This is a genomic window from Mycobacterium sp. 155 (genome assembly GCF_000373905.1).
GTDB lineage: Bacteria > Actinomycetota > Actinomycetes > Mycobacteriales > Mycobacteriaceae > Mycobacterium.
The window spans coordinates 177,660-203,448 of the sequence record NZ_KB892705.1 but is presented as its reverse complement, the minus strand read 5'-3'; the positions used below and the strand labels follow the sequence as shown (position 1 = coordinate 203,448).

The following is a 25,789-nucleotide window of genomic DNA, read 5'->3' as shown; positions in this document are numbered from 1 at the left end:
CAGGAAACGCTCACAGCACCTTCGATAGAAACTCCTGCAGCCGTGGGTGTTTCGGGCTGTCGAAGACCTCTGCGGGAATGTCGTCCTCGACGATATTCCCGTCGGCCATGAAGATCACCCGCGATGCCACCTCTCGCGCGAAACCCATCTCGTGGGTGACCACCACCATCGTCATGCCCTCGGCAGCCAGCGCGCGCAGAACTTCGAGAACATCGCCGACCATCTCAGGGTCGAGCGCACTTGTGGCCTCGTCGAACAACATGATCGACGGGTTCATCGCGAGTGCCCGCGCAATGGCGACGCGTTGTTTCTGTCCGCCGGATAGCGTGGCCGGCTTGACGTTTGCCTTCTCCGCCAGCCCCACCTGTCCCAGCAGATCGAGGGCCCGCTTCTCGGCGGTGGCCTTGTTCATCTTCTTGGTCAAAAGCGGTGCCAGCGTGACGTTCTCGATCACCGTCATGTGCGGGAACAGGTTGAAGTGCTGGAACACCATGCCGATGTGCTGACGCACCTTGTCGAGGTCGACCTTGGGGTTGGTTAAGTCGTAGTCGTCGACCGTGACCTTGCCGTCGGTGATGTCCTCGAGTTTGTTGAGGCACCGCAGGAAGGTCGATTTTCCCGAACCGGACGGGCCGATGACACAGACCACCTCACCTTGACTGATGGTGGTATTGATGCCGTCGAGGACCACCAGGTCGCCGTAGGCCTTCTTGAGGCCCTCGACGCGGATCTTGACGGCGCCTTCGGGTTCGGCCGATGCCGATTCTGGGACGAGCTGGGTCATTTGACGAGCCTCTTCTCGAGTCGGTCCGAGAGCTTTGTGAGCGCCATGATCACGATGAAGTAGATGATGCCGATGATCAGCCACATGTTGAACGACTGGAAGTTACGGGCGATGATCAGCCGGCCGGTTTGGGTGAGCTCGGCGATGCCGATCACCGACAGGATCGACGTATCTTTCAATGTGATGACGAACTGGTTGATGTAGGACGGGATCATCGTCCGGATCGCTTGCGGCAGAATCACCTTCCGCATGGCCGGCAGGTAGCCGATGCCCAGACTGCGGGCTGCCTCCATCTGACCTTTGTCCACCGACTGGATACCGCCGCGCACGATCTCGGTCATGTACGCACCGGCGTTGAGCGACAGCGTGATGATGCCCGCCGTCATCGCCGTCATCTGGAATCCGAGCGCGGCCGGGATACCGAAGTAGATGAAGAACGCTTGAACCAGAAGCGGTGTGCCACGGAAGATGTCGACGAATGTCGTGCCGATGGCTCGCAGCCATATCGACCGCGAGACCCGCAACAACCCAAAGATGATGCCGAGCACCAGTGCGATGGCGATCGAGACGACCGTCAGGATGATGGTCATCTTCAGACCGGCCATCAGGATCGGGAAGGTGCTCTTCAGCAGGCCCAGGAACGAGTTGTCGTTCTCGGTGGCGCCCTTGCCGAGGTAGGTTTCGAGGATCTGGTCGTAGCGGCCCGAGGACTTGAGGTTCTTCAGGCCCGCATTGAATTTCGCGAGCAGCTCCGCGTTCCGTCCCTTGTTGACCGCGAACCCATAGCTCGACCCACTTTCCTTGGGCGTCACGGTCTTGAATCCGTTGCCCTGCTGGATGCCGTAGTTCAGCACCGGGTAGTCCTCGAAGACCGCTACCGAGTTGCCCGTACGTACCTCGTCGAACATCGAAGACGAGTCGGCGAACGATACGACGTCGAATCCGTACTTGTCCTTGATGGAGTCGGCGAATTGGGCGCCTTCGGTACCGTTCTTCACCGCGACGCGCTTGCCGCGCAGGTCCGCATAGGACTTGATGTCGTCGTTGGTTTTCAGCACGGCCATCTGCACACCCGATTCGAAGTACGGATCGGAAAAGTCGAAGACCTTCTTGCGTTCGTCGGTGATCGACATCCCGGCGATCACACCGGCGGCCTGGTTGGCTTGCACCGCCTGCAGCGCGGCGTCGAAGCCCAGCGGCTTGATGTCAACGGTGAAGCCCTGGTCCTTAGCGATCTCGCGGATCAGATCCATGTCGATGCCGACCAATCTGCCCTGTTCGTCCTGAAATTCGAACGGCGCAAACGTGGTGTCGGTGGCGATGACGTAGTGCTCGCCCGCCGCCGAAGCGGATCCGGTGGTACACATCGCGATACCGATCAGGCCGGCGAACACGGCCACCACGAAGGCCGTGAGTCGACGTATGGACCGTGCCGCGCGTGTGGTGGCGCGGCACGGCGAGGGGGTGACTCGCATATTGCCTCCGATCCAGATAGACGAGCCTCACGCTATCGTCGCGACTCGGGTTCACGGGCGATCTCCGGCCAACTGGCGAGTTACGGTTGGCCCAGTGCGGGTCAGTCCCTTCGCGCAGTCACCGCAGCCATGCGTGCAGTATGAGACCCGAATGCTGTTCGCAATACCAGAAACGCAGTGGGGACCAGATGATCGAACAAACCGACCCTTCCACCGCCAGGCCGAGCCGGCTTCGGGTGGTGGCCTCGACCCCGGTCAGTGAGGAACTGATCGAACGGATCGTCCGGCACGAACCCCGTATCGACTTCATCCGAGACCAGACGCTGTTGCCTCCCCAGCGGTTCGCTGGTGACCACTCCGGCGATCCGGCCTTCCACCGCACCGCAGACCAGCAACACGCATTCGACGAACTTGTCGACTCCGCACAGGCGCTTTACGGCGTGCCCGACGAGACGCCGCCGACACTCAAACGCACCGCCGAACACAATCCTGGACTGCTGTGGGTACACACCATGGCCGCCGGCGGCGGTGCCCAGATAAAGGCTGCTCGACTGACCGAAGCCGAACTGAACCGGATCCGGTTCACCACCTCAGCCGGCGTTCATGCCGAGCCGATGGCCGAGTACGCGTTGTTCGGGTTGTTGGCCGGGGCCAAGACGCTGCCGAGGCTGGTGGCCCAGCAGGCCGAGCGACAATGGTCCAGCCGCTGGGAAATGGGGTTGCTCAGCCAGCAACGGGTGCTCCTCATCGGGCTTGGCGCGATCGGCCGCGCTGTCGCCGCCAAGCTTTCGGCATTGGGGGCCAACGTGATTGGCACCAGCCGCTCCGGAACGCCGGTTGACGGCGTCGATGAGATCGTCCACCCAGACGATCTCGCGAACGCGGCGACCGGTGTCGACGGTATCGTCGTGAGCCTGCCCGGTACCGCCGCGACCGACAAGCTCGTGGGTGAGGATGTGCTGCGGGCTGCCAAACCCGGGTTCACTCTGGTCAGTCTCGGGCGGGGCACCGTGATCGATGAGGTCGCGTTGATCGCGGCACTGCGTGACGGCCAGGTAGGTTTCGCCGCGCTGGATGTGTTCACGGTCGAACCACTTCCTACCGACAGCCCGTTATGGGCCGACCCGAACGTCCTCATCAGCCCGCATACCGCGGCGCTGAATTCAGCAGAGGACCGCTTGATCGCCGATCTGTTCGCCGACAACGCCGGCAGGCTCCTTGACGGCAGGCCAATGCGCAATCTGGTTGACACCGTTGAGTTCTACTAAGGCAAAGAACCCCGCGACTTCCCCCTACGTCAGAAAGGCAGGCGGAACCCGCCGAAGATGTTCGGCAACGCCGGCATGGGCGGCGGTGGCGGGAGCACAGGTATCGGCGGCGGCACGAAGGTCGGAATCGCCGGCGGCGGCAACATCGGTGGTGGCGCGACGGGCCCTGGCGATACCTCGAGGGCTGCCGGGAGGGGCAACTCCGGAGTCGCTTCGATGGGTGGCGCCTTCGGCACCATGGTCGGGATCGCGGGCAGTTTCACCGGAGGTTGTTTCGGTGGATCGAGCGGAGCCACTGCCGGCCTGGGTATCTCGACCTTCGCGGGGGCCTGCGTCGGCACAGGAGCGGCGGGAAACGCAATCGGCGCCGGTTGCGACGTTGGCTGGGCGGGCCCCGACCACGGTAACGTCAGATTCTTCTTCGGCGCGTCGACGCGCGGTGTTGGTGTCGCGGGAACCGGCTGCGCCGCAACCGGTTTAGGATTCATCGACTGCCATCCTCCGGGTTGCGGGCCGATGGGCAGCGCCGCGGCCCGCGGGTTCGCAACAGAAGGCTGGGCAGCCGGCGATACTGTTTTGGGCGTGGGCGCCACCATATTCGGCGTCGGAGCGGCGGCTGCTGATACCGGAACACTGCTGGAGCCGAATGATCCCGTGTTGACCGGCGGGCCCCCGACACCGTACGGACTGCGCTGATCGATCGGTGCGGTGCCGAAAGGCCGGACGTTGGCCACTTCTTGTGCTCCGTCGTCGAGCCCGGTCGGGATCGCAATGATGAAGTTGACACCGGTCTCTACTGGGTTCGGGAAGTACAGCACGTTCGCACCGGTAAGTTGTCCCGGGCTCGCGGTCCGGTCGTAGCCCGATTCCACCAGCACGCGCATCGGCGCATCCAGCACCGCGAGAACGGGATCCGGCACGCCGGCCTCGGCCAAGGGCATCAGCAGGGGCAACCGGTTGCTCGGGATCATGTAGTACTGCGTATCGCCATAAGATCCCTGGTAGACCGCGTTGCCCAGGCCCACGCTCTCATAATCGCCGTGCAGATAGTAGATCCCGGCAACGGCATTCGCCGTAGCGAACGGGTTGAGCGGATTCAGTGGAAAGTCGGACCATCCGTCGTACTGGCGGGTGACGTCGACGGTCTTGAAGTTGGTGTCCGTCGGCGTCGCACCGTCGAAGGTGACGCCGAGGATGGGGATTTGCAGCCCCTCGAACCGGGACAGCACGCCGCCGTTGGGGCGGTTCGGATTACCGATCAATACGAATGCCAATGGCAGCGTCGACCCGGACGCGGCCAGATTACGCTTTTCGATCGATGCGATGCGCGCGCTCTGCGAGTAGCCGAACACGATGATCTGGGTTCCGACCGACTGTGCGGTGATGGCCTGGTTCAGGTTCGCCGTTCCCTGCGCGACCGACTCATCGAACGGCATAGTGCCCGACACCGGCATGAACTGCTCCGGGGTTGATACCGCGGTGGGTGTGCACGACTCGGACCCGCAGTAACCGGTGAGCACAATGTAGTTGTTGATGGCGTTGTTGGTGTAGCCGTCTATGAACTGCGGGCTGTCCTCTGGCGAACTCAGCGGATGACCGGTGCCGCCCATGATCAATGCGGTCGCGGTCAGAAACGCCAGCGGCATCACCATCGTCTGAGCACCGGCAAGCACGACCGCGGCAGCCATCACCAAGATCACGGTGGCGCTGGTGCGGAACAGACGACGCACGAAGGACCCCCTATGGATGAGCCTGGTGTCCCAGGCACAGGAATTTTGCATGGCAACTGAACATCGCACAGCGGAATCCCAATGTTTCGGCACACTGCCATCAAACCGCCATATTTTCGCCAGCAAACCATTAAATGTGCCGTACCTGCAGCGATACTTTGGTGATAGATAGCCAGAAATAGAGGTCGTGGGAGATGTAACGACTCTGATCAGCCGGCCAGGTGGTGGTACCGCCGCAGTCAGGCGGGCTAACTGCCCGCGGCAGTGACAACACCAAAACACTGGCCAACCGCAATGTGCGCCGGTTTTTCATCTATGCTTCGCGCCGGAAACCAGCCGGGAACAATAGACGGTCTGTCGGCGTTCTGCGTGCACAGGTCTCGATAGGGAGGGTCATCAATGGCAACTGATTACGACGCACCTCGGGGCAAGGATGCTGACGAGTCTGCCGAGGAGTCACTCGAGGATCTCGCCGCCCAGCGACGGACAGCCACCGACACGGCGGTGATCGATGAGGATGAGGCGGTCGATTCCTTTGACCTGCCGGACGCCGATCTCAGCGGCGAAGAACTCACCGTACGGGTGATTCCGAAGCAGGCCGATGAGTTCACCTGCTCCAGCTGTTTCCTCGTGCAGCACCGCAACCGCCTCGCGCTGCAGCAGGGTAGCCAACAGATCTGCGTCGACTGCGTCTGACGACGAAACCCGATCGCCGCGGGGACCGTACTCGCGGCGATCGGGTTTCCAGGTCTTAGCCTCGAACACCGCCGCAACACAACATCTCGCGCCCTACCCGGCAGCCTCCTGTCAGGACATCACAAGCACCACGGCTGGCACGGAATGGTGATGCCCGGCGGCGGCGGAGGCGGTGCCGGCGGGGTCTCACCGTCCCAGATGTTCTGAGCAACATTGCCCTGCCCGGGCCGGACGTACCAATAGGTGTGGCAGATGCTCGCATCCCATATGACCGGGTTCACCCGGAGATTGCCGGTCTGCACCGGGGGATCTCCGGGACACCAACGGCATGGGCCCGACGGGTTGTCCGCCGGGCACCCCGGCCACGACCCCAGCGGTATCGGAATGTCCGGTAGAGCCTGGGCTGTACTCACGCCCAGCCCTACGACATTGCCCACCAACATCATTGCTGTCGCCACTCCCACCGCGAGTCGCTGCGAAACTCCGACCACCGTGCATTCCTTTCGCGGGGCGACGCCCGCTCCGCGCCGCCGATGCGTCAAGTACACGGCGCGGTAAGCGCTACCGATCCCAACAACGTCCTGGCGCCATAGGCACAGGAGAAGCGAGTTGCGGATTCCACATCGGGCACAAGCCAGCAAAGAACATCGGATATCCATAGCCGCCGCTTCACCTTTCCTCAGCTGGCAGCGGCAGGGTGGACTTCATGACCGGTTTGACCCACGCCACCGATGCGGCCGCCGATATCGCGCCGGCAGGGCGGCATCGCCGTCTGGGCGTCGCACTCGCAGCAACCGCTGTGCTGATCCTGCTGGCCGCGAGCCAGCTCGGTGCTCCGTGGGCCGACGGGCTCGCCTCTGGCGCCGCCGCTGTGACGGCGGTGGTGGTCCTGCTGGGGGTTGAGCTGCGGTGGGCGGAGATGGTCACCTCAGCCCAGTCCCGAGGCCTGGTGGCGGTGTCCGCCCGAGCGTGAACTCGACACAGGATCGGCACTCAGTGCTCGCGTCGCCTCGTACCTCCGACGCGAGCACTGATCGATAGGTGTCCCTGCGGAGCGTCAAAACTTTTGACCGGCAGGCGAGCCTTCGTCTTCAACGTTCAGCGTTGCTTGAAGAAGGCCCTCTGACCTGCGCGTACCACCCACCGGCAAGCGTTCGGCCCGAATCTGCGCACGCGACCCGGTTAAGGTGATCAGCTATGGCCAACTTGGATCGTCGAAAACTGATGATGTTGTCGGGTCTCGGCGTGGTAGCGGCGGCTATGCCCACCCCGCTTGCCCAAGCCCTCCCGAGCAAGCCCCTGACGCCGCCTGTTCCGGCGCCGACGGCCCCGCAAGCTGCGATGAATTACGTGTTCGTGGATGAATTCGACGGGGCTGCCGGCTCAGCGCCGGATGCGTCGAAATGGACCATCGCGAAGGCCCGCGAGACCATCCAGGACCCCACCTACTGGGAACAGCCCGGCCGCATCGGCCAGTACCGCGATGACCGCAAGAACGTCTTCATCGACGGCAAGTCCAATCTGGTCATCCGAGCCACGAAGGAAGGCGACACCTATTACGGCGCGAAGCTGGCCAGCGTGTGGGAGGGTGGCGCCGGCCACACCTGGGAGGCGCGGATCAAGTTCAACTGCCTGACTGCGGGCGCCTGGCCGGCCTTCTGGCTGGGCAGCCTGGGGCAGGGTGAACTCGACATCGTCGAGTGGTACGGCAACGGTAAGTGGCCGTCGGCGACCACCGTGCATGCCAAATCGAACGGTGGCGAATGGGAGACCCACAACATCGCTGTCGACAACGCCTGGCACACGTGGCGCACCCAATGGGATGGCAACAGCGCACGGTTTTGGCAGGACTACACCGACGGCGCGAAGCCCTATTTCGAGGTCCCCGCGAGTTCGCTGCCGGACTGGCCGTTCAATCAGCCCGGGTACACGATGTTCGTCGTGCTGAACCTCGCTGTCGCGGGATCCGGCGGCGAAGATCCCAGCGGCGGTACCTACCCGGCCGACATGCTTGTGGACTACGTGCGCGTCTGGTAACTGGGCTTCCAGTCCTGAACAGACCCTTTACAAGGTCCCGGTGTCGAGTTTGCCCTGCGGCTATCGTGGGTGGATGCTCGACAGAACCGGCGCAGAGACGACCGTCACCAAACATCCTGACCGGTTCGCCATCGAGGTCGACGGCAATACCGTCGGCCGCGCCGACTTCCACGACATCGACGGCCGACGCATCTTCCCGCACACCGAGGTTCTGCCCCAGTATCGAGGTCGTGGACTTGCGACGATCCTCGTCGGCGAAGCCTTGCGTTCGACTCGTGCGGCTGGCTTACGGATCGTGCCGACCTGCTGGATGGTGGCCGAATACATCGACAAGCATCCGGAGTATGCCGAATTCACCGACGCCCGGTGAAGCGCACGTCTAAAGCCGGCTAGCGACGAAATCTGCTGACTGCGCGACCTTTCCGGACTGCACATAGGACACGTGGGCGCCCATGTCCCAGCCGCCTTCCCAACAGATCGGATCGTCCTGGTTGCACTGATCGATGGAGTTGGCGGCATATTGCGGCGCCAAGGCCGGCAGCGGTCCCCCAGCAAGCATGCCCGAGAAGCTGGTACGTGGCGTACCGAACAATGCGCTGGCCGCCACGTGATCAGCGATCTGCGGAGGCATCTCGTTGGTAGCCAGTTCGATGACCGCCGCACCCTGCGAGTAGCCGCCGAGCACCATCTTCGTGTTTGGACAGTTGGCCACGGTGGACTCGACGAGTGACCGCGCCGCGTCGGCGCCGGCAGGCGGGCTGGAGCCGAAGTCGTTGCTGGCCGGGTAGTCGACCGCTACCCCATCGACTGTGCGCGGTGCGACCCGCGCGCGCAGATCATCGACGAACGGACCGCCGACGCTACCGAGACCGGGCGGCTCGTTCGTACCGCGAGCGAACACCACTGTGATGTCAGGGCATGGGGCAGCTGACGCCGGTGCAGATACGACGATCGGAGTGGCTGCGGCTAGTGCTGCAAACACCAACAGCAGAGCGGGCTTGGTCGTCATAGAAAACCGATCGTAGGGCCGCTGTTGTCTATCGACCGCCTTGAATCGGTACGTATCCACCTGGACCCATCATGCCGGGTGTGCGCCCGGTCGGATCATATTGACCTGGATAGCGCTGAAACGGGGAGATTTCGTTGCACTGCGACCACGGCAGATTGCTGTAGTAACCGCAGGGTGGCGCTGGATCGGCCTGTGCTTGTGTAGCGAGACCCACAGAGCCACCGATGAAAACAGCCAACGCAGCCGCAACGGTCTTAAATCGCGTTCCTATCATTGCTCAGCCTTTCGTTTCATTGCTCAGCCTTTCGTTGGGAAATGCCCGAGTTCAGAGGTGTGAATCCCGGCGCAGCCCGGGTCCTGCCTGCCAAACCGCACTCGGTACGCGATCTGCCGCGGCCTTCCATCCACCATGCGGTGGTCGTCCCAAGTCTCATCGCTCATGGCGATCATGGTGCCTGATGGCACCGACACAACTGCCGTGACAGAACCACACACCCTTCTCGAAGTGCGCACTTTTCCGACCGGTGCCAATGTGCCGTTTCGCTGCCGTGCTGCTGTCACGGCGGCCGAAATGGGTCGCCTGAGCCCACTTCCAGCGGCCAAAAATCGCCTCTACCAGGTGTTTTCCTGTGCCCTCAGTCGGACTCGAACCGACACTTGGCGGATTTTAAGAACGGGCGCACCGCGTTTCGCGACCTCGCGAAACGGCTCGCTAGAACGGTCATATTGACTGCAAATCAGCGCTTTTGCGCGTTGCCGGTACGTCTCCGGTACGGGCTCGATTTGCCCTAGAACCGCCCCCGGTCGCCGGGGTGACGCCGGGGTGAGAGGTTGCGCCGGGCTGTTAGCCACGAAGCAGAGCGGCGACGAGTCGCTTTGCGTACCGATTCGACTCAAGCGCTGGGGTGAGACCGCAAACACCACCACAGCTTCGCCTGGCCAAAAACAGCCAAAGTGTCACAGCGTGCCATTAGCGTCCACGCCGTGCGATTTTGGAAGCGTGATGCGCCTACCAACAACGGCACCAAGCCGAAGAAGCCCATCCGAGTCGGATTCGTCTGGCAGATTGTGTTTTGCCTGCTAGTCGGCTTCGGACTGGCAGGTGGCTTGACATACGCCGGATGGCGCGTGCTGGGCAGCCCTCCCGTCGTTCCGAAAACCAGCAAGCAGACCGCGCCGAATCAATCGCCCGCGCCGAGCGCACAGCCGCCGTCGAGTCCTCAAGCCCCGCCGAACGAGTTGCCCGTCGACGTATCGCTAGACCTTCTACGGATATCTCTGACCGTGGTCGCCGGTGTCGGCGGAATCGTCGCGTTGGTTGTCGCGTATCGAAAGCAGCGACTCGGAGAAGCGCAGCATCAGCGCGAGGATTCTGCGGCGCGACGTGAAGACCAGAAGATGTATTCCGAACGATTCTCGAAAGCGAGTGAGCTTTTAGGCTCACAACGATCCGCAATGCGGCTAGCGGGCGTCTACGCGATGGCTAGTCTGGCCGACGATTGGGAAGGCGGTCGGCAAACCTGTATAGACGTGCTATGCGCCTATTTGAGGATGCCCCATAAACCGCTCAATGATCCTCCCATTGATCAGATACGCGAACGCCCACACCGGCCATCCGAACAGAAAAAATGGCGACTTGTGCTATCTGAAGACTCTAATCCCGCGCCAAGTGAAGAACACCAAGTTAGAACAACGATTATCCGTGTAATAGTTGACCATCTAGACTCCGAAGCGAGTACACCGTGGTTCGGGCACAGCTTCAATTTAAGCGGGGCTATCTTAGATTCGCCAAGCTTCGCAGGAGCGCACATCCATGACTGTTATTTCGACTTCGGGGAAAGCCTCCTTTACGGCGAAATCGATTTCAGCGGATGTGATTTCGTAGACTCAAAGATTGATTTCTTTTTTACCGATATTGTAGGCAAATGCGAGTTTGACATTTCTGACTTCAGAAATACCGAAATACAACTCACGGCGGACATCAGCGGCGGAGTCAAATTCTACGCGTCCAACATGGAGAGTACAACCGTAGACATTTCGGGACTTGACCTTGACGGCGGCGACTTTTCGTTCATGGAGATTAACATGAAAGAGAAGAGTACGCTGGAAATAGGACGGGCCGATCTCAAACAGTCTAGCCTTGCGCTAAGTAGGTGCCACGTAAGCAATTCCAAGATTGTTTTGCGAAATGCCTCGTTGACGAATTCTTCAATGTACTTCAGTGGTCTACGGGTAGAGGCCGGGGGCCGTGTGATGTTGACTAGCGGAATCCACAATAAGACTCCTAGTCCGGAAATTATGGACTCCGAGTTGCATTTTAACGACATGGGGATTTCAGCTGGTGGATTTTTCGGCTTACAACGACAGAACTTTATACGGTCACCCTTACATTTCCCTGATCTAAGTATTGATAAATCTGAGTTCATAATTACAGAGTGCCACTTGAATACGTCGGCCGTGAGCTTTACCAACGCCGACTTATCCAGTAAAGGGCGCCTGGTAATAGACGTTTGCTCCGACGATGAAAATCCAGTGAATACAGATGGCCTCACAACACCGCCTGGTAACGAAGGGTTGTCAGTCGTCGTCCGACCCGGCGCTGTCGACGACGTCGACCCGTCCTTGTGGGCGCGGGCGCGAACGCGACAGGACGCCGAGGTAGATCCGGCACTACGTCCGCACATCGTGGCGTGGTACTAGCCGCGTCCGCCAACTCGTGCATTAGGTCGCCCGGCGGCGTAGCGGCACTACGTTGCCACCCGCCTCGGCGGGCCGTACCGGGGCGGGCGGTTCGGGCAGCGTGTTGGCGGCCCCGCCGTCCTGCTCGGGGACGTAGTCGCCGTAGGTGTCGAGCGTGAGCGTGAAAGTACTGTGCCCTAACCACTTTGATACCTGCATGAAGTGGGTACCCGCTGAAAGCTGAAGCACGGCGAACGTATGGCGTAGATCGTGCAGACGGACGCCCTGGGTTGCGGGCGCATCCGCCCTCGCCGGGCGGCTCGATGGCAGCCCTACAGCCTCCAGGGCGGGCTTGAGGATGGTGTCGTAAACGTCCCATCGCGAGCGGCTGCGACCAGTCTAGCGGGACCGCATACCGCTCGCCCTTCGCGCGGTATCCGCCGCCGTTGTTGCGCGCCGGCCAAAGCGGCGCGGTCGCCTCTTCAGCGCGGGGGTGGTCGGTCGCGAGGTAGTCGGCAAGCTTGGTAGCAAGCCAAGGCGGGAGCGGGACGGTGCAGCGGGACTTCTTGCTCTTGAGGGTGCCGGTCTGCCACTCACCGTTCTTGCGGCCCTTGGTTCGGCGCACATTCACCGCGCAGCGCGACCCCGGCGCGAACACGACATCACCGTGTGGACGCCAGATTAGCGGCTTAAATAGCCATCAGTCAACGCTAATTAGGGATAACTTGTTCCTTCTTGTCCCCTGAACAGCAGGTTTTAACCTTCTCATTGAACGTGCCGAGTCGCCGCGCAGTCACACTCTCGCCGATTTCACCAGGCAATACGTCTTAGCCTCGATCCGTGGATCGACGCCGGTGAGGTTCGGAGGGGCTGATTTTTGCTGGGCTGTCGGTTGAGGGCAGCGGGTATCTGCTGGTCTGCCCAGCTTTTCCTGTGTGCTTCGGCCGGGCCTTTCAGCGGGTGGATCAGGCTGGGACGGGTAGCGGTGGGCTATAGCCGATGGTGTTGCGCCACAAGGTAAGCCAGTAGTGTTCCCAGGGCCAGTGGTCCGGTAGGTGCAGGATGGATCGGCGTTGGGGCCGGGCCATCGGGCTGGGATGGTGACAAGGTGTCGGCGCAGGGTGGCCCCGCGGGCCACCGCGTGAGCGCCGCCGGCCAGTACCCCGGCAACGCGCAGCAGGTTGTGGGCGATGGCCGCGCACAGGATCCACGCCGAGTTCGCGCCGAAACGGCCTGAGGGCAGGTGTGCCAGCGGGCCGTCGATGAGGTCGGCGAATACGGTCTCGATGATGGCGTGGCGGCGGTGGGTGAGGTCAGCGGCGGCGACGGGTTCGTCGGTGTCGGTGAAGAACGGGTGACAGCGCCACACCGAGAACAGGGCGTCGCGGTAGCGGGCGTCTTTGACCCGGCGCACGATCAACCTGGCGGTCACCGGTCGGCCGGTGGAACCGAAGGCGGTGTAGGGGACTTCGGCGACCTCGGCATCGGAGATCCATCCTCCGGTGTCGGGGTCGCGCACCGCACCGGGGTAGTTGACCGGGGTCCAGGCAGTCTCATCGATCGAGTTGATGGCCGCTGTCACCGCGCGGTTCTTGGTCAGCACCAGCGAGAACCGGGCCCCGGCACGCCGACAGGCCGCCACCACGACGCCGTTGCCGTAGGCGCAGTCGCCACGCACCAGGATCGCCCCGGTGACCCCGGCCGCACGGGCGGTCGCCACCGCTTGGGCGATCATGCGGGCGGCACCCTTGCCGGAGTTGGTCTTGCCCGCCCGCAGCCGCGCCCCGGCGATCACCGGCGCGCCGGTCTGGGTGCTGATCGTGGTCACCAGCGCCGACAGGCCCTTGCGCAGGATCTGTTTTCCGGCGATCTTGGTGTGCCCGTAGGAGGCGCCTTGTTTGGCCTGCCCGTAGACCGGGCGCAGCACCGAGTCGATATCGATAAACGCCCGCCCTGCGGCACCAGACAACAGATCTACCCGCCGACACAGCGCGGCCAGGTGCTCCCGCAACACCGACTCGAGTTGGCGGGCGTGCCCGAAGGTGAACTCCCGCAACAGCGTTCCGATGGTCGAGGGTGCATACACGGCGTCAAAGAGGGTCTTCATCCCACCCGAGCGCACGATATCGAGGTCATCGATACTGTCCGCGCCGGCGCACATCCCGGCGATCACCGTGGTCAGCTTCGGCGACGGGTGCGCCGGCCCCGACTTGATCCGCGGCTCAGCGATACGAACCCTGTCAGCCACCAGCTCGGACAACCCCGTCTGGGCCGCCAGCGTCATCACCGGCACCAGCCCGGCACACGACACGAGATGCTCATCATCGAACACCGCCGACGACGCGGTGAACCTATGGGACACTTGCACCGGAAGTGCCTTTCCGAACTCGGACGGCTGATGCGTAAGGAACACCAATCATCCCAGCTCAGAAGGCACTTTCCTCATCTCAACACACCAACTCCACCCCGATTCATCGGTGGATCGAGGCTAAGTCGCCGCGTGGCCCTACTAGTTAGCTAACGGGCCGACCTCGCCGCCGCGATCCCGCCGCGCGCCGGGGCGACGCCGGGTTGAACGGGATTGCTAGTCGGTCCAATCGCCTCGAAAACCCGTCTACCTGGTCTTTCCCAGTGCCCCCAGTCGGACTCGAACCGACACTGTGCGGATTTTAAGTCCGCTGCCTCTGCCAATTGGGCTATGGGGGCGTCAAACGTCGATAGCACGGTACCCGGGCACATCTTGGCCCCGACCACGCAGGTTGGGCATCACCCACAGCACCAGAGGCAGAGCGTCAAAATTTTTGGCTCTTGTGACGTATCTGTGGGTGGTTGATTGCGCCTGAATGGCCGGACGCCGTTCTCGGTCTAGGTTTTTGGCTTGTCGAAGGTCAAAAACTCATAGAACGGAGAACGGCGTGCGGAATGCCAGCTTATGGCGTGCGGTGTTGTGCGTCCAGAACACGGTGATCGACGACGTCGAGTTCGATGAGGCAGCGCAGGTGGTTGTGGCCCATGTGCGGCCCCGTCGAGCAGCCCGGGGGCGGTGCGGAACCTGCGGTGCGCGGGCCCGCTGGTACGACCGCGGTCAGGGCCGGCGGCGCTGGCGCGCCCTGGACATGGGCACCATCGAGGTGTTCCTGGAAGCCGATATTCCGCGAGTCGACTGTGCTACCCACGGGCCGACGGTGTGTCAGGTCCCGTGGGCTCGGCACGGCGCCGGGCACACCCGCGCATTCGATCAGCAGGTGGCCTGGTTGGCTACCCACTGCTCCAAACGAGCGATCACCGAGCTGATGCGGATCGCTTGGCGCACCGTCGGATCGATCATCGCGCGGGTGTGGGCCGATACCGCCGCCGGGATCGACGCATTCGCCGACCTGACCCGGATCGGGATCGATGAGATCTCCTACAAACGCCACCACAAGTACCTGACCATCGTGGTCGACCATGACAGCGGCCGGCTGGTGTGGGCCAACACCGGCCGCGATCGGGCGACCGTGCGCGCCTTCTTCGATTCCCTGGAAGCCTCCGGTGCAGGTCGGTGCGCTCGGATCACCCATGTCAGCGCCGACGGGGCCGAATGGATCGCCGACGTGGTCGCCGATCGCTGCCCCGGCGCGATCCGCTGCGCTGACCCGTTTCATGTTGTCGGCTGGGCCAACGAGGCACTCGATGAGGTGCGTCGCCAGGCGTGGAACGCTGCCCGACGAGCAGGTCACACCCAGCGCCACGGGTGGGTCGCTGGCCGGCGTGTCACCGTGGCCACCGGAGAAGCGAAAGCCTTGAAGCGCACCAGGTTTGCGCTGTGGAAGAACCCGGAGAACCTGAGCGAGCGGCAACAGGCGAAACTGGAATGGATCGCCAAGACCGACCCTCGGCTCTACCGTGCCTACCTGCTCAAAGAAGCCCTACGCACGATCTTCAAACTGTCCGTGGACGAGGCCGCCGAAGCACTCGACAAATGGGTCTCCTGGGCGCGGCGCTGCCGCATCGAAGCATTCGTCTTGCTGCAACAACGCATCACCCGCCACCGCAGGCAGATCCTGGCCTCCATCGAACACGGACTATCCAACGGGCTCATCGAATCGGCCAACACCAAGATCCGACTCCTCACCCGCATAGCCTTCGGCTTCGCCACCCCCGAACCCCTGATCGCCCTAGCCATGCTCACCCTCGGAGGACACCGACCAGCCCTACCCGGCCGTCAATGACCCACAGATACGTCACAAGAGCCCAAATTTTTGACGCTCCCAGCATGGACACTCCGCCAAGACGCCCTGGCCGGCTCGTCGACGCGTGTTTGAATACCCCACGAGGCAAGAGGGCGGGGACACACATAGCGAACAGCACCGCTGACATAATTACCGCAGCGACAGAACGGATTTCGACACTATTGGGCCCACGTGCGATGCGCATGGTGGCCCGGTTCAAGAAGTACGTGACCAATCCGATCCAGCGGATGCGGGCACCGTATCTGCCCTACCTGGCGGTCATCGAGCACGTGGGCCGCAGTCAGGTGCGCAATCCGATTGGGTGCACAACGTCGGGGCTGCAGTGCGGCCGGGGTGATCCACCGGGGCAAGCACCACCGGCTGGCCGATCCCCAGGTCCTGCCGCTTGACTCCCCTGACCTGCCCCGGGCCTCGCCGACGGCTAACTCGCCAGCGGCATGCGGTTGGCCGGCTCGGTCAACACGGTGACCACGGGCCGCGGGAACCGCAGGGTCGCACACGCATCATCGAGCGTCTCGTCGACCGAGGTCGCCACTTCGGCCAGATCGCCGACACCGTCGCCGAAGGCGAAAGTAAAACCGTGCCCGCCCAACCCGATCCGGGTCAGTACTACACCGTGGTCGCGGCGAATCTGCGCCATCTCGGCCAGCATGTCGCCAATGGCCGCCGGATAGCTGAGGAAGTGGTGCTCGTCGGGCCCGATCTCGCTGTACAAGCCCACCAGATCCAGTCGGGAGCAATCTAATACGTCGCTGTACGCCTCGGTGGCACCGTGTGTGTCGAAGCCGAATCCGACGCCCTCGCCGCGGTGCGTCACCCCGACCAGCACCCGCTGCTTGCGGCCACTCGCCGACGCCAGCTGCTCGATCTGGTAGTGAGAATCGATCACTACCCGGCCGACGCCGAGATTGACTGTACAGAACAATAATTCGTTGGCATTCAGTCCGCCGGCGTGAACTGTCATGCGCATGGGCAGAACACCGGCAGCGAGAGCAGTCCCCAGTTCCCGGCTGGTGCGCACACCTACGGTCACCCCGTGATCCCGGGACCACCGCGCGACTGCCTCGTCGGCGAGAACCGAAGCCGGAAGCGCCAATTCGACCGTGCCCAGGGACCGTTGGATGCTCGCGCAGCGGCGCACCAATTCCGATTCGGCCGGTGGCTGCGTCGCTGAGTGCCGCCTGAGCACCGACGCCGGCAAGCTGGCCGAGAACATGGACATAACGACCGTCGACAGTGTCACCGGAACCTCTTCGCCAACGCGCCCGACCGGATGTCATTGGGCGCCTATGTCAACGATCACTCCGCCGAATACCACCGACCAGTGCTTTTGCGGTCTTTTGACGGTTCCGATCGAAACCTTGACGCTGCGCTGACGAACCCCCATTGGGTGTAAAGAACCTGCAGAAATACCCCGTCAGCGCGTCGACCAGCCCAATTGACGCCATCTTGACGCGTGCGACCCCCGGCGAACGGGCGCGCGAAAGGAGACCGTAAAGGACTGCGACCCTGGCGTAAAGAAACCGTCAACGGCCTGTCAACCGACTGAAAAACGGGCAGATGCTGGGACAGGCCATCGAAATCCGGGGCCTATGAACGTGTCTTCGAACGGAGACAGCATGTCCATCCTGGTGTCCGCCCTGATCTATACGGTGCTGACGGTGGCGATCTTCGCCGTGCTCGGCCTGGTGCAGAGGCTGGTCGAACGACTGTGAGCTACGAAAACATCGTCGGCCTGGTCCTGGCGGTGCTCATCGCCGTCTTCGTGTTCGCCGCCCTGCTCTTCCCCGAGAGGTTCTAGTGACTACCACCACCGCGGGGATCTTGTTCATCGCGTCGCTCGTCGCGGTTGTCGCGCTCGTGCATGTGCCGTTGGGCGACTACATATTCCGCGTCTACACCGGCGACAAGGATTCCCGCGCCGAACGCCTGATCTACCGCGTCATCGGGGCCGATCCCCGTTCCGAGCAGACCTGGGGCTCGTATGCCCGCAGCGTGCTTGCGTTCTCGGCGGTCAGCATCCTGTTCCTGTTCATCTTCCAGCTGGTCCAGGGCAAGCTGCCGCTGCACCTTCATGACCCGGCCACCCCGATGACCCCGGCGCTGGCGTGGAACACGGCCGTCAGCTTCGTCACCAACACCAATTGGCAGGCCTACTCCGGCGAAACCACCCAGGGGCACCTGGTCCAGATGGGCGGGCTGGCGGTACAGAACTTCGCGTCAGCCTCGGTCGGTATGGCCGTCGCCGTGGCCCTGGTGCGCGGATTCGCGCGTCGTCACACCGGCGACCTCGGCAACTTCTGGGCTGACCTGGTGCGCGGCAGTATCCGCATCCTGCTACCGATTTCGATCATCGGCGCCATCGTGCTCATCGCCGGCGGCGCCATCCAGAACTTCGCGTTGCATGACCAGTTGGTCACCACACTCAGCGGCGCGCAGCAGACGATCCCCGGCGGCCCGGTTGCCAGCCAGGAGGTCATCAAGGAACTCGGTACCAACGGCGGTGGCTTCTACAACGCCAACTCGGCGCATCCGTTCGAGAACCCGACCACCTGGACCAACTGGCTTGAGATCTTCCTGATCCTGCTCATCCCGTTCTCGTTACCGCGCACCTTCGGCCGCATGGTCAACAGCCGAAAGCAGGGCTACGCAATCGCCGCGATGATGGGCGTCATCGCTCTGCTGAGCACCAGCTTCATGATGTGGTTCCAGCTACGGCATCACGGAACCGTGCCGAGCGCCGTCGGCAGCGCCATGGAAGGCGTCGAACAGCGGTTCGGCGTGGCTGATTCAGCGGTGTTCTCCTCGGCGACGACGCTGACGTCGACCGGCGCCGTGGACTCGTTCCACGACTCCTACACGAGCCTCGGCGGACTGATGACGATGTTCAACATGCAACTCGGCGAGGTCGCGCCCGGCGGTGTGGGCTCGGGTCTGTACGGCATGCTGATCCTCGCGATCATCACGGTGTTCGTGGCCGGCCTGATGGTCGGGCGTACCCCGGAGTACCTCGGCAAGAAGATTACACCGCGCGAAATCAAGCTGGCGGCAAGCTATTTCCTCGTTACCCCGCTGATCGTGCTGACCGGCACCGCGGTGGCCATGGCCATGCCCGGTCAACGCGCGGGGATGCTCAACACCGGACCGCACGGCCTCAGTGAGGTGCTCTACGCCTTCACGTCCGCGGCCAACAACAACGGCTCGGCCTTCGCCGGCATCAGCGTCAACACCGAGTGGTACAACACCGCTCTCGGCCTGGCGATGGTGTTCGGCCGGTTCCTGCCCATCGTGCTGGTGCTGGCGCTGGCGGGATCCCTTGCCGCCCAGGGCAGCACACCAGAGTCGATCGGCACCCTGCCCACCCATCGACCGCAGTTCGTCGGAATGGTCGTCGGCGTCACGGTGATCCTGGTCGCGCTCACCTTCCTGCCCATGCTCGCGCTCGGGCCCCTCGCTGAAGGAATCCACTGATATGCGCAGCGCTCAATACCCCACACAGCCCGAGCGTCACGCTGGAGTGACGGCCGAGGCCGACCGCCACTCCAGCGTGACAAACGCGGCAGGTGGAGGCGCAAAGAAAGCCGGTAAGTCGGTGCAAGGTGGGCTGCTCGACCCGACGATGTTGTGGCGGTCGCTGCCCGACGCGTTGCGCAAGCTCGACCCGCGTACGCTGTGGCGCAACCCGGTCATGTTCATCGTCGAAATCGGCGCGGTCTGGAGTACCGCGCTGGCCATCATGGAGCCGACCTGGTTCGGCTGGCTGGTCGTCGGCTGGTTGTGGCTGACCGTGGTGTTCGCCAACCTGGCCGAGGCCGTCGCCGAGGGCCGGGGCAAAGCCCAGGCCGAATCGCTGCGAAAAGCCAAGGCCGACACCATGGCCCGCCGCATCACCGAGTCCGGCACCGAGGAGTCGGTACCGGCACCGCAGCTCAAGCTCGGTGACATCGTGGTGGTCGAAGCCGGCCAGGTCATCCCCGGCGACGGTGATGTCGTGGAAGGTATTGCGTCGGTGGATGAATCGGCCATCACGGGTGAATCCGCCCCGGTGATCCGGGAATCCGGTGGCGACCGCTCGGCCGTCACCGGCGGCACCACCGTGCTGTCGGATCGCATCGTCGTGAAGATCACCCAGAAGCCCGGCGAGAGCTTCATCGACCGGATGATCGCTCTCGTCGAAGGCGCCAACCGGCAGAAGACACCCAACGAGATTGCGCTGAACATCCTGCTGGCGGCTCTGACGGTGATCTTCGTGTTCGCGGTCGCTACCCTGCAGCCGCTGGCCATCTACTCCAAGGCCAACAATCCCGGTGTCCCAGACAGTTTGGCGCTCACCGGAAACGGCGTGAGCGGGATCGTGATGGTGGCACTGCTGGTGTGCCTGATCCCGACGACCATCGGCGCGCTGCTGTCCGCCATCGGCATCGCCGGCATGGACCGGCTGGTGCAGCGCAACGTGCTGGCGATGTCCGGCCGAGCCGTCGAGGCCGCCGGTGACGTCAACACCCTGCTGCTCGACAAAACCGGCACCATCACTCTGGGCAACCGGCAGGCTTCCGCGTTCGTCCCACTGACCGGCATCTCGGCCGAGCAGCTCGCCGATGCCGCCCAGCTGTCGAGCCTGGCTGACGAGACCCCCGAGGGACGCTCGATCGTGGTGTTCGCCAAACAGCATCATGGCCTGCGCGCCCGCACCCAGGGTGAACTCTCACACGCGCACTGGATCGAATTCAGCGCCACCACCCGGATGTCCGGTGTCGACCTGGGTGGACACAAGCTCCGCAAGGGCGCGGCCAGCGCCGTCGCACACTGGGTGCGCACCGAGGGCGGCACCGTGCCAGAAGAGTTGGGCTCCATCGTCGACGGCATCTCTGGCGCCGGCGGGACACCGTTGGTTGTCGGACAAGTGGCCGCCGAAGGGGGCAAAGCCGAGGTGCTCGGGGTCATCCATCTCAAGGACGTGGTCAAGCAGGGCATGCGCGACCGGTTCGACGAGATGCGCAAGATGGGCATCCGGACGGTGATGATCACCGGAGACAACCCGTTGACCGCCAAGGCTATTGCCGATGAGGCCGGCGTCGACGACTTCCTCGCCGAGGCCACTCCGGAGGACAAGCTGGCCCTGATCAAGCAGGAGCAGGCAGGCGGCCGGCTCGTCGCGATGACCGGCGACGGCACCAACGACGCACCGGCACTGGCCCAGGCCGATGTGGGTGTGGCGATGAACACCGGTACCTCAGCGGCCAAAGAGGCCGGCAATATGGTCGATCTCGACTCCGACCCGACCAAGCTCATCGAGATCGTGGAGATCGGCAAGCAATTGCTGATCACCCGTGGCGCGCTGACCACGTTCTCGATCGCCAACGACATCGCCAAGTACTTCGCGATCATCCCGGCCATGTTCGTCGCACTGTTCCCCGGCCTGGACCTGATCAACATCATGCGGCTGCACAGCCCGCAGTCTGCGATCCTATCCGCGGTGATCTTCAACGCCATCGTGATCGTGGCGCTGATCCCCCTGGCGCTCAAGGGTGTTCGCTACACGCCGAGCAGTGCGTCGAAGCTGTTGAGCCGCAACCTGTATGTGTACGGACTCGGAGGCATCATCGCCCCGTTCATCGGGATCAAACTCATCGACCTGGTTGTCCAACTTCTTCCTGGGATGTCCTGACATGCAGATCTCAAACCTGGTCCGCCAGCACATCGCCGCCCTGCGGGCGTTGCTCATCCTCACGGTGATCCTGGGAATCGGCTATCCACTGTTCATCTGGCTGGTGGCGCAAATCCCGGGCCTCAACCATCAGGCCGACGGCTCGATCATCGTGGTCGGTGGAAAACCGGTGGGCAGCAGCCTGATCGGGCAGTCGTTCACCGACGCCGACGGCACGCCGCTCCCCCAGTACTTCCAGTCCCGCCCATCGGCAGCCGGAGACGGCTACGACCCGATGGCCTCGGGCGCGAGCAACCTGGGTCCTGAAAGCATCGTCGACACTTTCGTCGGCGGTGCCGACAATCCAGGCGAAGTTAAGCCCAGCCTGCTTACCCAGGTGTGCACCCGCAGCCTCGATGTGGCCAAACTCGACGGCACCACGGGCACGCGTCCGTTCTGCACCGGCGACGGCGTCGGCGCGGTGCTGTCGGTGATCGGCCCCCGCGATTCCCATGGCAACGTCGTCCACCCCACGCAGGTTGTCAGCGTGAACGAAGCATGTCCCGCCGTCCCGTTCCTGGCCAGCTACGAAGGGGTCCGGGTGGAGTGCGCCAAACCCGGTGAGGATTACAGCGTCGGCCAGATCGTCCCCGTCCGCGGTGCGGCGATAGCCGCCGTGCCCGCCGACGCGGTGACCGCCAGCGGTAGCGGGCTGGATCCGAACATCTCGCCCGCCTACGCCGAGCTGCAGGTCGACCGGGTGGCCAAGGCCCGCAACCTGAATCCCGACGTGGTCCGTCAGCTGGTCGCCCAGCACACCGAAGGCCGCACCCTGGGCTTCATGGGCGAGCCGCGGGTCAACGTCCTCGAGCTCAATGTCGCACTCGACTACCTGGGTGGATGATGGGCTGATGACGGCCAATGCCCCGAAGCGAGGTGAACTGCGCATCTATCTGGGCGCAGCTCCCGGCGTCGGCAAGACTTGCGCCATGCTCGGTGAGGCGCACCGGCGGCTCGAACGTGACACCGACGTGGTGGCCGCGGTGGTCGAAACCCACGGTCGCGCCAAAACCGCCGAGCTACTCGAGGGCATCGAGACAATCCCGCCGCGCTACATCGAGTACCGGGGCAGCCAGTTCCCGGAACTCGATGTGCCGGCGGTGCTGGCCCGCAAGCCCCAGGTCGCGCTGGTCGACGAGCTCGCCCATACCAATACGCCAGGCAGCAAGAACCCCAAACGCTGGCAGGACGTCGAGGAACTGCTCGACGCGGGAATCACCGTCATCTCGACGGTGAACGTACAGCACCTGGAAAGCCTCAACGACGTCGTCACCGGTATCACAGGTATCGAGCAGCAGGAGAAGGTGCCCGACGAGGTGGTCCGGTCCGCCGACCAGATCGAATTGGTCGACATCACCCCGGAAGCGTTGCAGCGCAGGCTTTCCCACGGCAACGTGTATGCACCGGAACGGATCGACGCGGCGCTGTCAAACTACTTCCGGCGCGGAAACCTCACGGCCCTACGGGAATTGGCGCTGCTCTGGCTCGCCGATCAGGTCGACGCGGCACTGGCCAAATACCGTGCCGACAACAAGATCACCGATACCTGGGAAGCCCGTGAAAGAGTGGTGGTGGCCGTGACCGGCGGCCCGGAGTCGGAGACCCTGGTGCGCCGCGCATCCCGGATCGCGTCGAAATCCAGCGCCGAGCTGATGGTGGTGCACGTGGTCCGCGGCGACGGACTCTCTGGCGGATCAGCCTCACACATGGGCAAGGTGCGCGACCTCGCCACCAGCCTCGGCGCCACGGTGCACACTGTCGTCGGCGATGACGTTCCCACCGCCCTGCTGGAATTCGCCCGCGAACGCAACGCCACCCAGCTGGTGCTCGGCACATCGCGGCGGTCCCGCTGGGCCCGGCTGTTCGACGAGGGCATCGGTGCGGCGGTGGTGCAACAGTCGGGCAAGATCGACATCCACATGGTGACCCATGAGCACGCCAAGCGCGACGCCGGGCGGCTGGAGTCCGAACACCGGCATCTCACGTCATGGCTTGCCGCCGTGGTGGTTCCGTCGGCGATCTGCGCGGTGACGGTGTACCTGCTCGACCCGTACCTTGGGGTCGGCGGGGAAAGTGCACTGTTCTTCGTCGGTGTACTCGTCGTGGCACTGCTCGGCGGTGTCGCACCCGCAGCGCTGTCCGCGGTGCTGTCCGGCTTGCTGCTCAACTACTTCCTGGTCACCCCGCGGCACACCTTCACCATCGCCGAACCCGACAGTGCCATCACCATCGTGGTGCTGCTGGCGGTCGCGGTGGCGGTCGCCGCACTCGTGGACGGTGCCGCAAAACGAGCCAGAGAGGCCCGGTGGGCGTCGCGGGAGGCCGAACTGTTGGCACTGTTCGCCGGATCGGTGCTGCGCGGCGCGGACCTGGAGGCGCTGCTGGAGCGCGTCCGCGAGACCTACAGCCAACGCTCGGTGAGCCTGCTGCGCGAAGGTACGGGCATTGTGACGTGTGTGGGTGAGAACCCCTGTGTGCAGGTTGATTCCGCGGATACCGCGATCGAGGTCGGTGACGACGAATTCTGGCTGCTGATGTCCGGGCGGCAACTGCCGGCTCGCGACCGCCGGGTGCTGGGCGCCGTCGCGATGCAGGCCGCGGGGCTGGTGCGGCAACGGGAACTGACCGAGGCCGCCGGTAAGGCCAACGCCATCGCGCAGGCCGACGAACTGCGTCGCTCACTGCTCTCGGCCGTCAGCCACGATCTGCGCACCCCGCTGGCCGCCGCCAAGGCTGCCGTATCCAGTCTGCGCAGTGACGACGTCAACTTCTCCGAGGACGACACAGCCGAGCTGCTGGCCACCGTGGAGGAGTCCGTCGATGCGCTGACCGCGCTGGTGGACAACCTACTGGACTCTTCGCGGCTGGCCGCGGGTGTGGTGCGGCCCGAATTGCGTCCGGTGTATCTGGAGGAGACCGTGCAACGCGCCCTGGTCGGAATCAGCAGGGGTACCACGGGATTCGGGCGTCAAGGGCTCGACCGCGTGAAGGTGGAGGTGAACGATTCGGTGGCGATGGCCGACGGTGGCCTGCTGGAGCGCGTGCTGGCCAACTTGATCGACAACGCGCTGCGCTACGCGCCTGACGGCCCGATCCGGGTGACCGCGGGACGCGTCGCCGACCGGGTGCTGATCGCAGTGATCGACGAAGGCCCCGGTGTGCCGAGGGGAACCGACACCGCGCTGTTCGCGCCGTTCCAGCGCCTCGGTGATCATGACAACAGCACCGGCGTCGGGCTCGGCATGTCGGTGGCCCGTGGCTTCGTCGAAGCCATGGGCGGCACCATTTCCGCCACCGACACTCCCGGCGGTGGGCTCACAGTCGAAATCGACTTGGCGGCGCCGAAATGAGCCCCCCGAAGACCAGGGTGCTGGTCATCGACGATGAACCGCAGATCCTCCGTGCCCTGCGGATCAATCTCTCGGTACGCGGCTACGAGGTCACCTGCGCGGCCAGCGGGGCCGAAGCGCTACGCAGTGCCGCCGATCATCGCCCCGACGTCATCGTGCTCGACCTGGGTCTGCCCGACATGTCCGGCATCGAAGTGCTCGCCGGCCTGCGCGGTTGGCTGTCCGCACCGGTGATCGTGCTGTCGGCCCGCACCGATTCCTCCGACAAGGTAGAGGCGCTGGATGCCGGCGCCGACGACTACGTGACCAAACCCTTTGGCATGGACGAGTTTCTGGCTCGGCTGCGCGCCGCCGTACGACGGGCAGCCATTGCCGACGTCGATCAGCCGGTGATCGAGACATCGTCGTTCACCGTGGATCTCGCCGCCAAGAAGGTCACCAAGAACGACGCCGAGGTGCATCTGACCCCCACCGAATGGGGCATGCTCGAGATGCTCGTGCGCAACCGCGGCAAACTGGTGGGCCGTGAAGAGCTCCTCAAAGAGGTGTGGGGCCCGGCCTATGCCAAGGAAACCCACTATCTGCGGGTCTACCTTGCACAGCTGCGCCGCAAGCTCGAGGACGATCCGTCGCACCCGGTGCACCTACTGACCGAAGCGGGCATGGGCTACCGCTTCCAGGAGTGACTTTCCCGCGCGAGCAGACGTCAAAGGCCCCAACCCTCGGCGTGTCGCGGACTTTCGCGTCTCAGTGTCATTGTGAGGGTGCCGTGTTGCGGTGTGTCGAGGTGACAGACCCCGCGTGCGGTGGTTGGTTCCGGAT

Annotated in this window: 21 protein-coding genes, 1 tRNA gene and 1 pseudogene; 14 read left to right on the top strand and 9 right to left on the bottom strand. The window is 63.7% G+C overall.

The genetic code is table 11. The annotated features are described in order from the left end of the window. Positions 1-10: 10 nt before the first annotated feature. Both B133_RS0100920 and B133_RS0100915 read right to left on the bottom strand, forming a co-directional pair. On the bottom strand, positions 11-784 hold the full coding sequence (locus tag B133_RS0100920; RefSeq protein ID WP_018598824.1) for an amino acid ABC transporter ATP-binding protein: 774 nt from the start codon (positions 782-784) through the stop codon (positions 11-13). Beyond that, positions 781-2,151 (bottom strand): amino acid ABC transporter substrate-binding protein/permease, encoded by a 1,371-nt coding sequence (locus B133_RS0100915; RefSeq protein WP_036418852.1) that lies wholly within the window; start codon positions 2,149-2,151, stop codon positions 781-783. The genes B133_RS0100920 and B133_RS0100915 overlap by 4 nt, the downstream gene beginning before the upstream one ends. Before the next feature lie 296 nt (positions 2,152-2,447). Between B133_RS0100915 and B133_RS0100910 the strand changes: the two genes are divergently transcribed. Next, positions 2,448-3,527: a D-2-hydroxyacid dehydrogenase gene (locus B133_RS0100910; protein ID WP_018598822.1), complete on the top strand. Its 1,080-nt coding sequence runs from the start codon at positions 2,448-2,450 to the stop codon at positions 3,525-3,527. 29 nt (positions 3,528-3,556) lie between these two features. Here B133_RS0100910 and B133_RS23235 read toward each other — a convergent pair whose 3' ends face one another. Beyond that, entirely contained in the window at positions 3,557-5,257 is a 1,701-nt protein-coding gene (locus tag B133_RS23235) for a PE-PPE domain-containing protein (RefSeq protein WP_051088017.1), read from the bottom strand. A gap of 399 nt (positions 5,258-5,656) precedes the next feature. Between B133_RS23235 and B133_RS23455 the strand changes: the two genes are divergently transcribed. Then, positions 5,657-5,953, top strand: coding sequence for a DUF4193 domain-containing protein (locus tag B133_RS23455; RefSeq protein ID WP_081618150.1), 297 nt, complete (start codon positions 5,657-5,659; stop codon positions 5,951-5,953). 119 nt (positions 5,954-6,072) lie between these two features. Here the strand turns inward: B133_RS23455 and B133_RS24190 are convergent, their stop codons facing one another. Continuing rightward, entirely contained in the window at positions 6,073-6,444 is a 372-nt protein-coding gene (locus B133_RS24190; protein ID WP_157625765.1) for a hypothetical protein, read from the bottom strand. A gap of 215 nt (positions 6,445-6,659) precedes the next feature. Here B133_RS24190 and B133_RS0100895 point away from each other — a divergent pair, with 215 nt between their 5' ends. The 3 genes from B133_RS0100895 (at position 6,660) to B133_RS0100885 (ending at position 8,360) form a co-directional block, all read left to right on the top strand. Then, on the top strand, positions 6,660-6,926 hold the full coding sequence (locus tag B133_RS0100895; RefSeq protein WP_081618264.1) for a hypothetical protein: 267 nt from the start codon (positions 6,660-6,662) through the stop codon (positions 6,924-6,926). Between the two features lie 224 nt (positions 6,927-7,150). Further along, positions 7,151-7,990: a family 16 glycosylhydrolase gene (locus B133_RS0100890; RefSeq protein WP_026255816.1), complete on the top strand. Its 840-nt coding sequence runs from the start codon at positions 7,151-7,153 to the stop codon at positions 7,988-7,990. Between the two features lie 73 nt (positions 7,991-8,063). Beyond that, on the top strand, positions 8,064-8,360 hold the full coding sequence (locus B133_RS0100885; protein WP_018598818.1) for a GNAT family N-acetyltransferase: 297 nt from the start codon (positions 8,064-8,066) through the stop codon (positions 8,358-8,360). Positions 8,361-8,369: 9 nt separating this feature from the next. On the opposite strand, the gene B133_RS0100880 is transcribed toward B133_RS0100885, so the two are convergent. Then, the gene (locus B133_RS0100880) at positions 8,370-8,999 is read right to left on the bottom strand and encodes a cutinase family protein (protein WP_018598817.1); all 630 of its coding nucleotides are present in this window, start codon (positions 8,997-8,999) and stop codon (positions 8,370-8,372) included. 984 nt (positions 9,000-9,983) lie between these two features. On the opposite strand from B133_RS0100880, the gene B133_RS24185 reads away from it, so the two are divergent. Next, entirely contained in the window at positions 9,984-11,699 is a 1,716-nt protein-coding gene (locus B133_RS24185) for a hypothetical protein (protein WP_157625764.1), read from the top strand. 21 nt (positions 11,700-11,720) lie between these two features. Here the strand turns inward: B133_RS24185 and B133_RS24590 are convergent, their stop codons facing one another. The 3 genes and pseudogenes from B133_RS24590 to B133_RS0100855 form a co-directional block, all read right to left on the bottom strand. Continuing rightward, positions 11,721-11,897 (bottom strand): hypothetical protein, encoded by a 177-nt coding sequence (locus B133_RS24590; RefSeq protein ID WP_198290965.1) that lies wholly within the window; start codon positions 11,895-11,897, stop codon positions 11,721-11,723. Between the two features lie 746 nt (positions 11,898-12,643). Then, a pseudogene (locus tag B133_RS22215) lies at positions 12,644-14,046 on the bottom strand (IS1380 family transposase). 264 nt (positions 14,047-14,310) lie between these two features. After that, positions 14,311-14,384, bottom strand: a tRNA-Leu gene (locus B133_RS0100855). Between the two features lie 209 nt (positions 14,385-14,593). Here B133_RS0100855 and B133_RS0100850 point away from each other — a divergent pair. Beyond that, the gene (locus tag B133_RS0100850) at positions 14,594-15,889 is read left to right on the top strand and encodes an ISL3 family transposase (protein ID WP_026255815.1); all 1,296 of its coding nucleotides are present in this window, start codon (positions 14,594-14,596) and stop codon (positions 15,887-15,889) included. A gap of 442 nt (positions 15,890-16,331) precedes the next feature. Here the strand turns inward: B133_RS0100850 and B133_RS0100840 are convergent, their stop codons facing one another. Further along, positions 16,332-17,153: a LysA protein gene (locus tag B133_RS0100840; protein ID WP_232423234.1), complete on the bottom strand. Its 822-nt coding sequence runs from the start codon at positions 17,151-17,153 to the stop codon at positions 16,332-16,334. Positions 17,154-17,529: 376 nt separating this feature from the next. Here B133_RS0100840 and B133_RS24585 point away from each other — a divergent pair, with 376 nt between their 5' ends. The 7 genes from B133_RS24585 to B133_RS0100805 are packed head-to-tail and all read left to right on the top strand — an operon-like array spanning position 17,530 to position 25,653. Beyond that, complete coding sequence (locus B133_RS24585; RefSeq protein WP_198290964.1) at positions 17,530-17,625, top strand: potassium-transporting ATPase; 96 nt, start codon at positions 17,530-17,532, stop codon at positions 17,623-17,625. Then, on the top strand, positions 17,622-17,711 hold the full coding sequence (locus tag B133_RS22210; RefSeq protein WP_018598810.1) for a potassium-transporting ATPase subunit F: 90 nt from the start codon (positions 17,622-17,624) through the stop codon (positions 17,709-17,711). The genes B133_RS24585 and B133_RS22210 overlap by 4 nt, the downstream gene beginning before the upstream one ends. Beyond that, on the top strand, positions 17,711-19,381 hold the full coding sequence (kdpA, locus tag B133_RS0100825) for a potassium-transporting ATPase subunit KdpA (protein WP_018598809.1): 1,671 nt from the start codon (positions 17,711-17,713) through the stop codon (positions 19,379-19,381). Before B133_RS22210 ends, kdpA begins: the two co-directional genes overlap by 1 nt. Positions 19,382-19,427: 46 nt before the next feature. Beyond that, entirely contained in the window at positions 19,428-21,578 is a 2,151-nt protein-coding gene (gene kdpB / locus B133_RS0100820; protein ID WP_018598808.1) for a potassium-transporting ATPase subunit KdpB, read from the top strand. A 1-nt stretch (position 21,579) separates the two neighbouring features. Continuing rightward, positions 21,580-22,461 carry a potassium-transporting ATPase subunit C gene (locus tag B133_RS0100815; protein ID WP_018598807.1) on the top strand — a complete coding sequence of 294 codons (882 nt, stop codon included), beginning with the start codon at positions 21,580-21,582 and terminating at the stop codon, positions 22,459-22,461. Then, on the top strand, positions 22,433-24,967 hold the full coding sequence (locus tag B133_RS0100810) for a sensor histidine kinase KdpD (RefSeq protein WP_232423233.1): 2,535 nt from the start codon (positions 22,433-22,435) through the stop codon (positions 24,965-24,967). The genes B133_RS0100815 and B133_RS0100810 overlap by 29 nt, the downstream gene beginning before the upstream one ends. Further along, positions 24,964-25,653: a response regulator gene (locus tag B133_RS0100805; protein WP_018598805.1), complete on the top strand. Its 690-nt coding sequence runs from the start codon at positions 24,964-24,966 to the stop codon at positions 25,651-25,653. Before B133_RS0100810 ends, B133_RS0100805 begins: the two co-directional genes overlap by 4 nt. The last annotated feature ends 136 nt before the right edge of the window (positions 25,654-25,789 follow it).

Excerpts from the sequence above, each read along its gene's own strand:
- B133_RS0100920 (WP_018598824.1), bottom strand. The coding sequence starts at position 784 with ATGACCCAGCTCGTCCCAGAATCGGCATCGGCCGAACCCGAAGGCGCC.
- B133_RS0100915 (WP_036418852.1), bottom strand. The coding sequence starts at position 2,151 with ATGTGTACCACCGGATCCGCTTCGGCGGCGGGCGAGCACTACGTCATC.
- B133_RS0100910 (WP_018598822.1), top strand. The coding sequence starts at position 2,448 with ATGATCGAACAAACCGACCCTTCCACCGCCAGGCCGAGCCGGCTTCGG.
- B133_RS23455 (WP_081618150.1), top strand. The coding sequence starts at position 5,657 with ATGGCAACTGATTACGACGCACCTCGGGGCAAGGATGCTGACGAGTCT.
- B133_RS0100895 (WP_081618264.1), top strand. The coding sequence starts at position 6,660 with ATGACCGGTTTGACCCACGCCACCGATGCGGCCGCCGATATCGCGCCG.
- B133_RS0100890 (WP_026255816.1), top strand. The coding sequence starts at position 7,151 with ATGGCCAACTTGGATCGTCGAAAACTGATGATGTTGTCGGGTCTCGGC.
- B133_RS0100885 (WP_018598818.1), top strand. The coding sequence starts at position 8,064 with ATGCTCGACAGAACCGGCGCAGAGACGACCGTCACCAAACATCCTGAC.
- B133_RS0100880 (WP_018598817.1), bottom strand. The coding sequence starts at position 8,999 with ATGACGACCAAGCCCGCTCTGCTGTTGGTGTTTGCAGCACTAGCCGCA.
- B133_RS24590 (WP_198290965.1), bottom strand. The coding sequence starts at position 11,897 with ATGCAGGTATCAAAGTGGTTAGGGCACAGTACTTTCACGCTCACGCTC.
- B133_RS24585 (WP_198290964.1), top strand. The coding sequence starts at position 17,530 with ATGTCCATCCTGGTGTCCGCCCTGATCTATACGGTGCTGACGGTGGCG.
- B133_RS0100815 (WP_018598807.1), top strand. The coding sequence starts at position 21,580 with ATGCAGATCTCAAACCTGGTCCGCCAGCACATCGCCGCCCTGCGGGCG.
- B133_RS0100810 (WP_232423233.1), top strand. The coding sequence starts at position 22,433 with ATGTCGCACTCGACTACCTGGGTGGATGATGGGCTGATGACGGCCAAT.
- B133_RS0100805 (WP_018598805.1), top strand. The coding sequence starts at position 24,964 with ATGAGCCCCCCGAAGACCAGGGTGCTGGTCATCGACGATGAACCGCAG.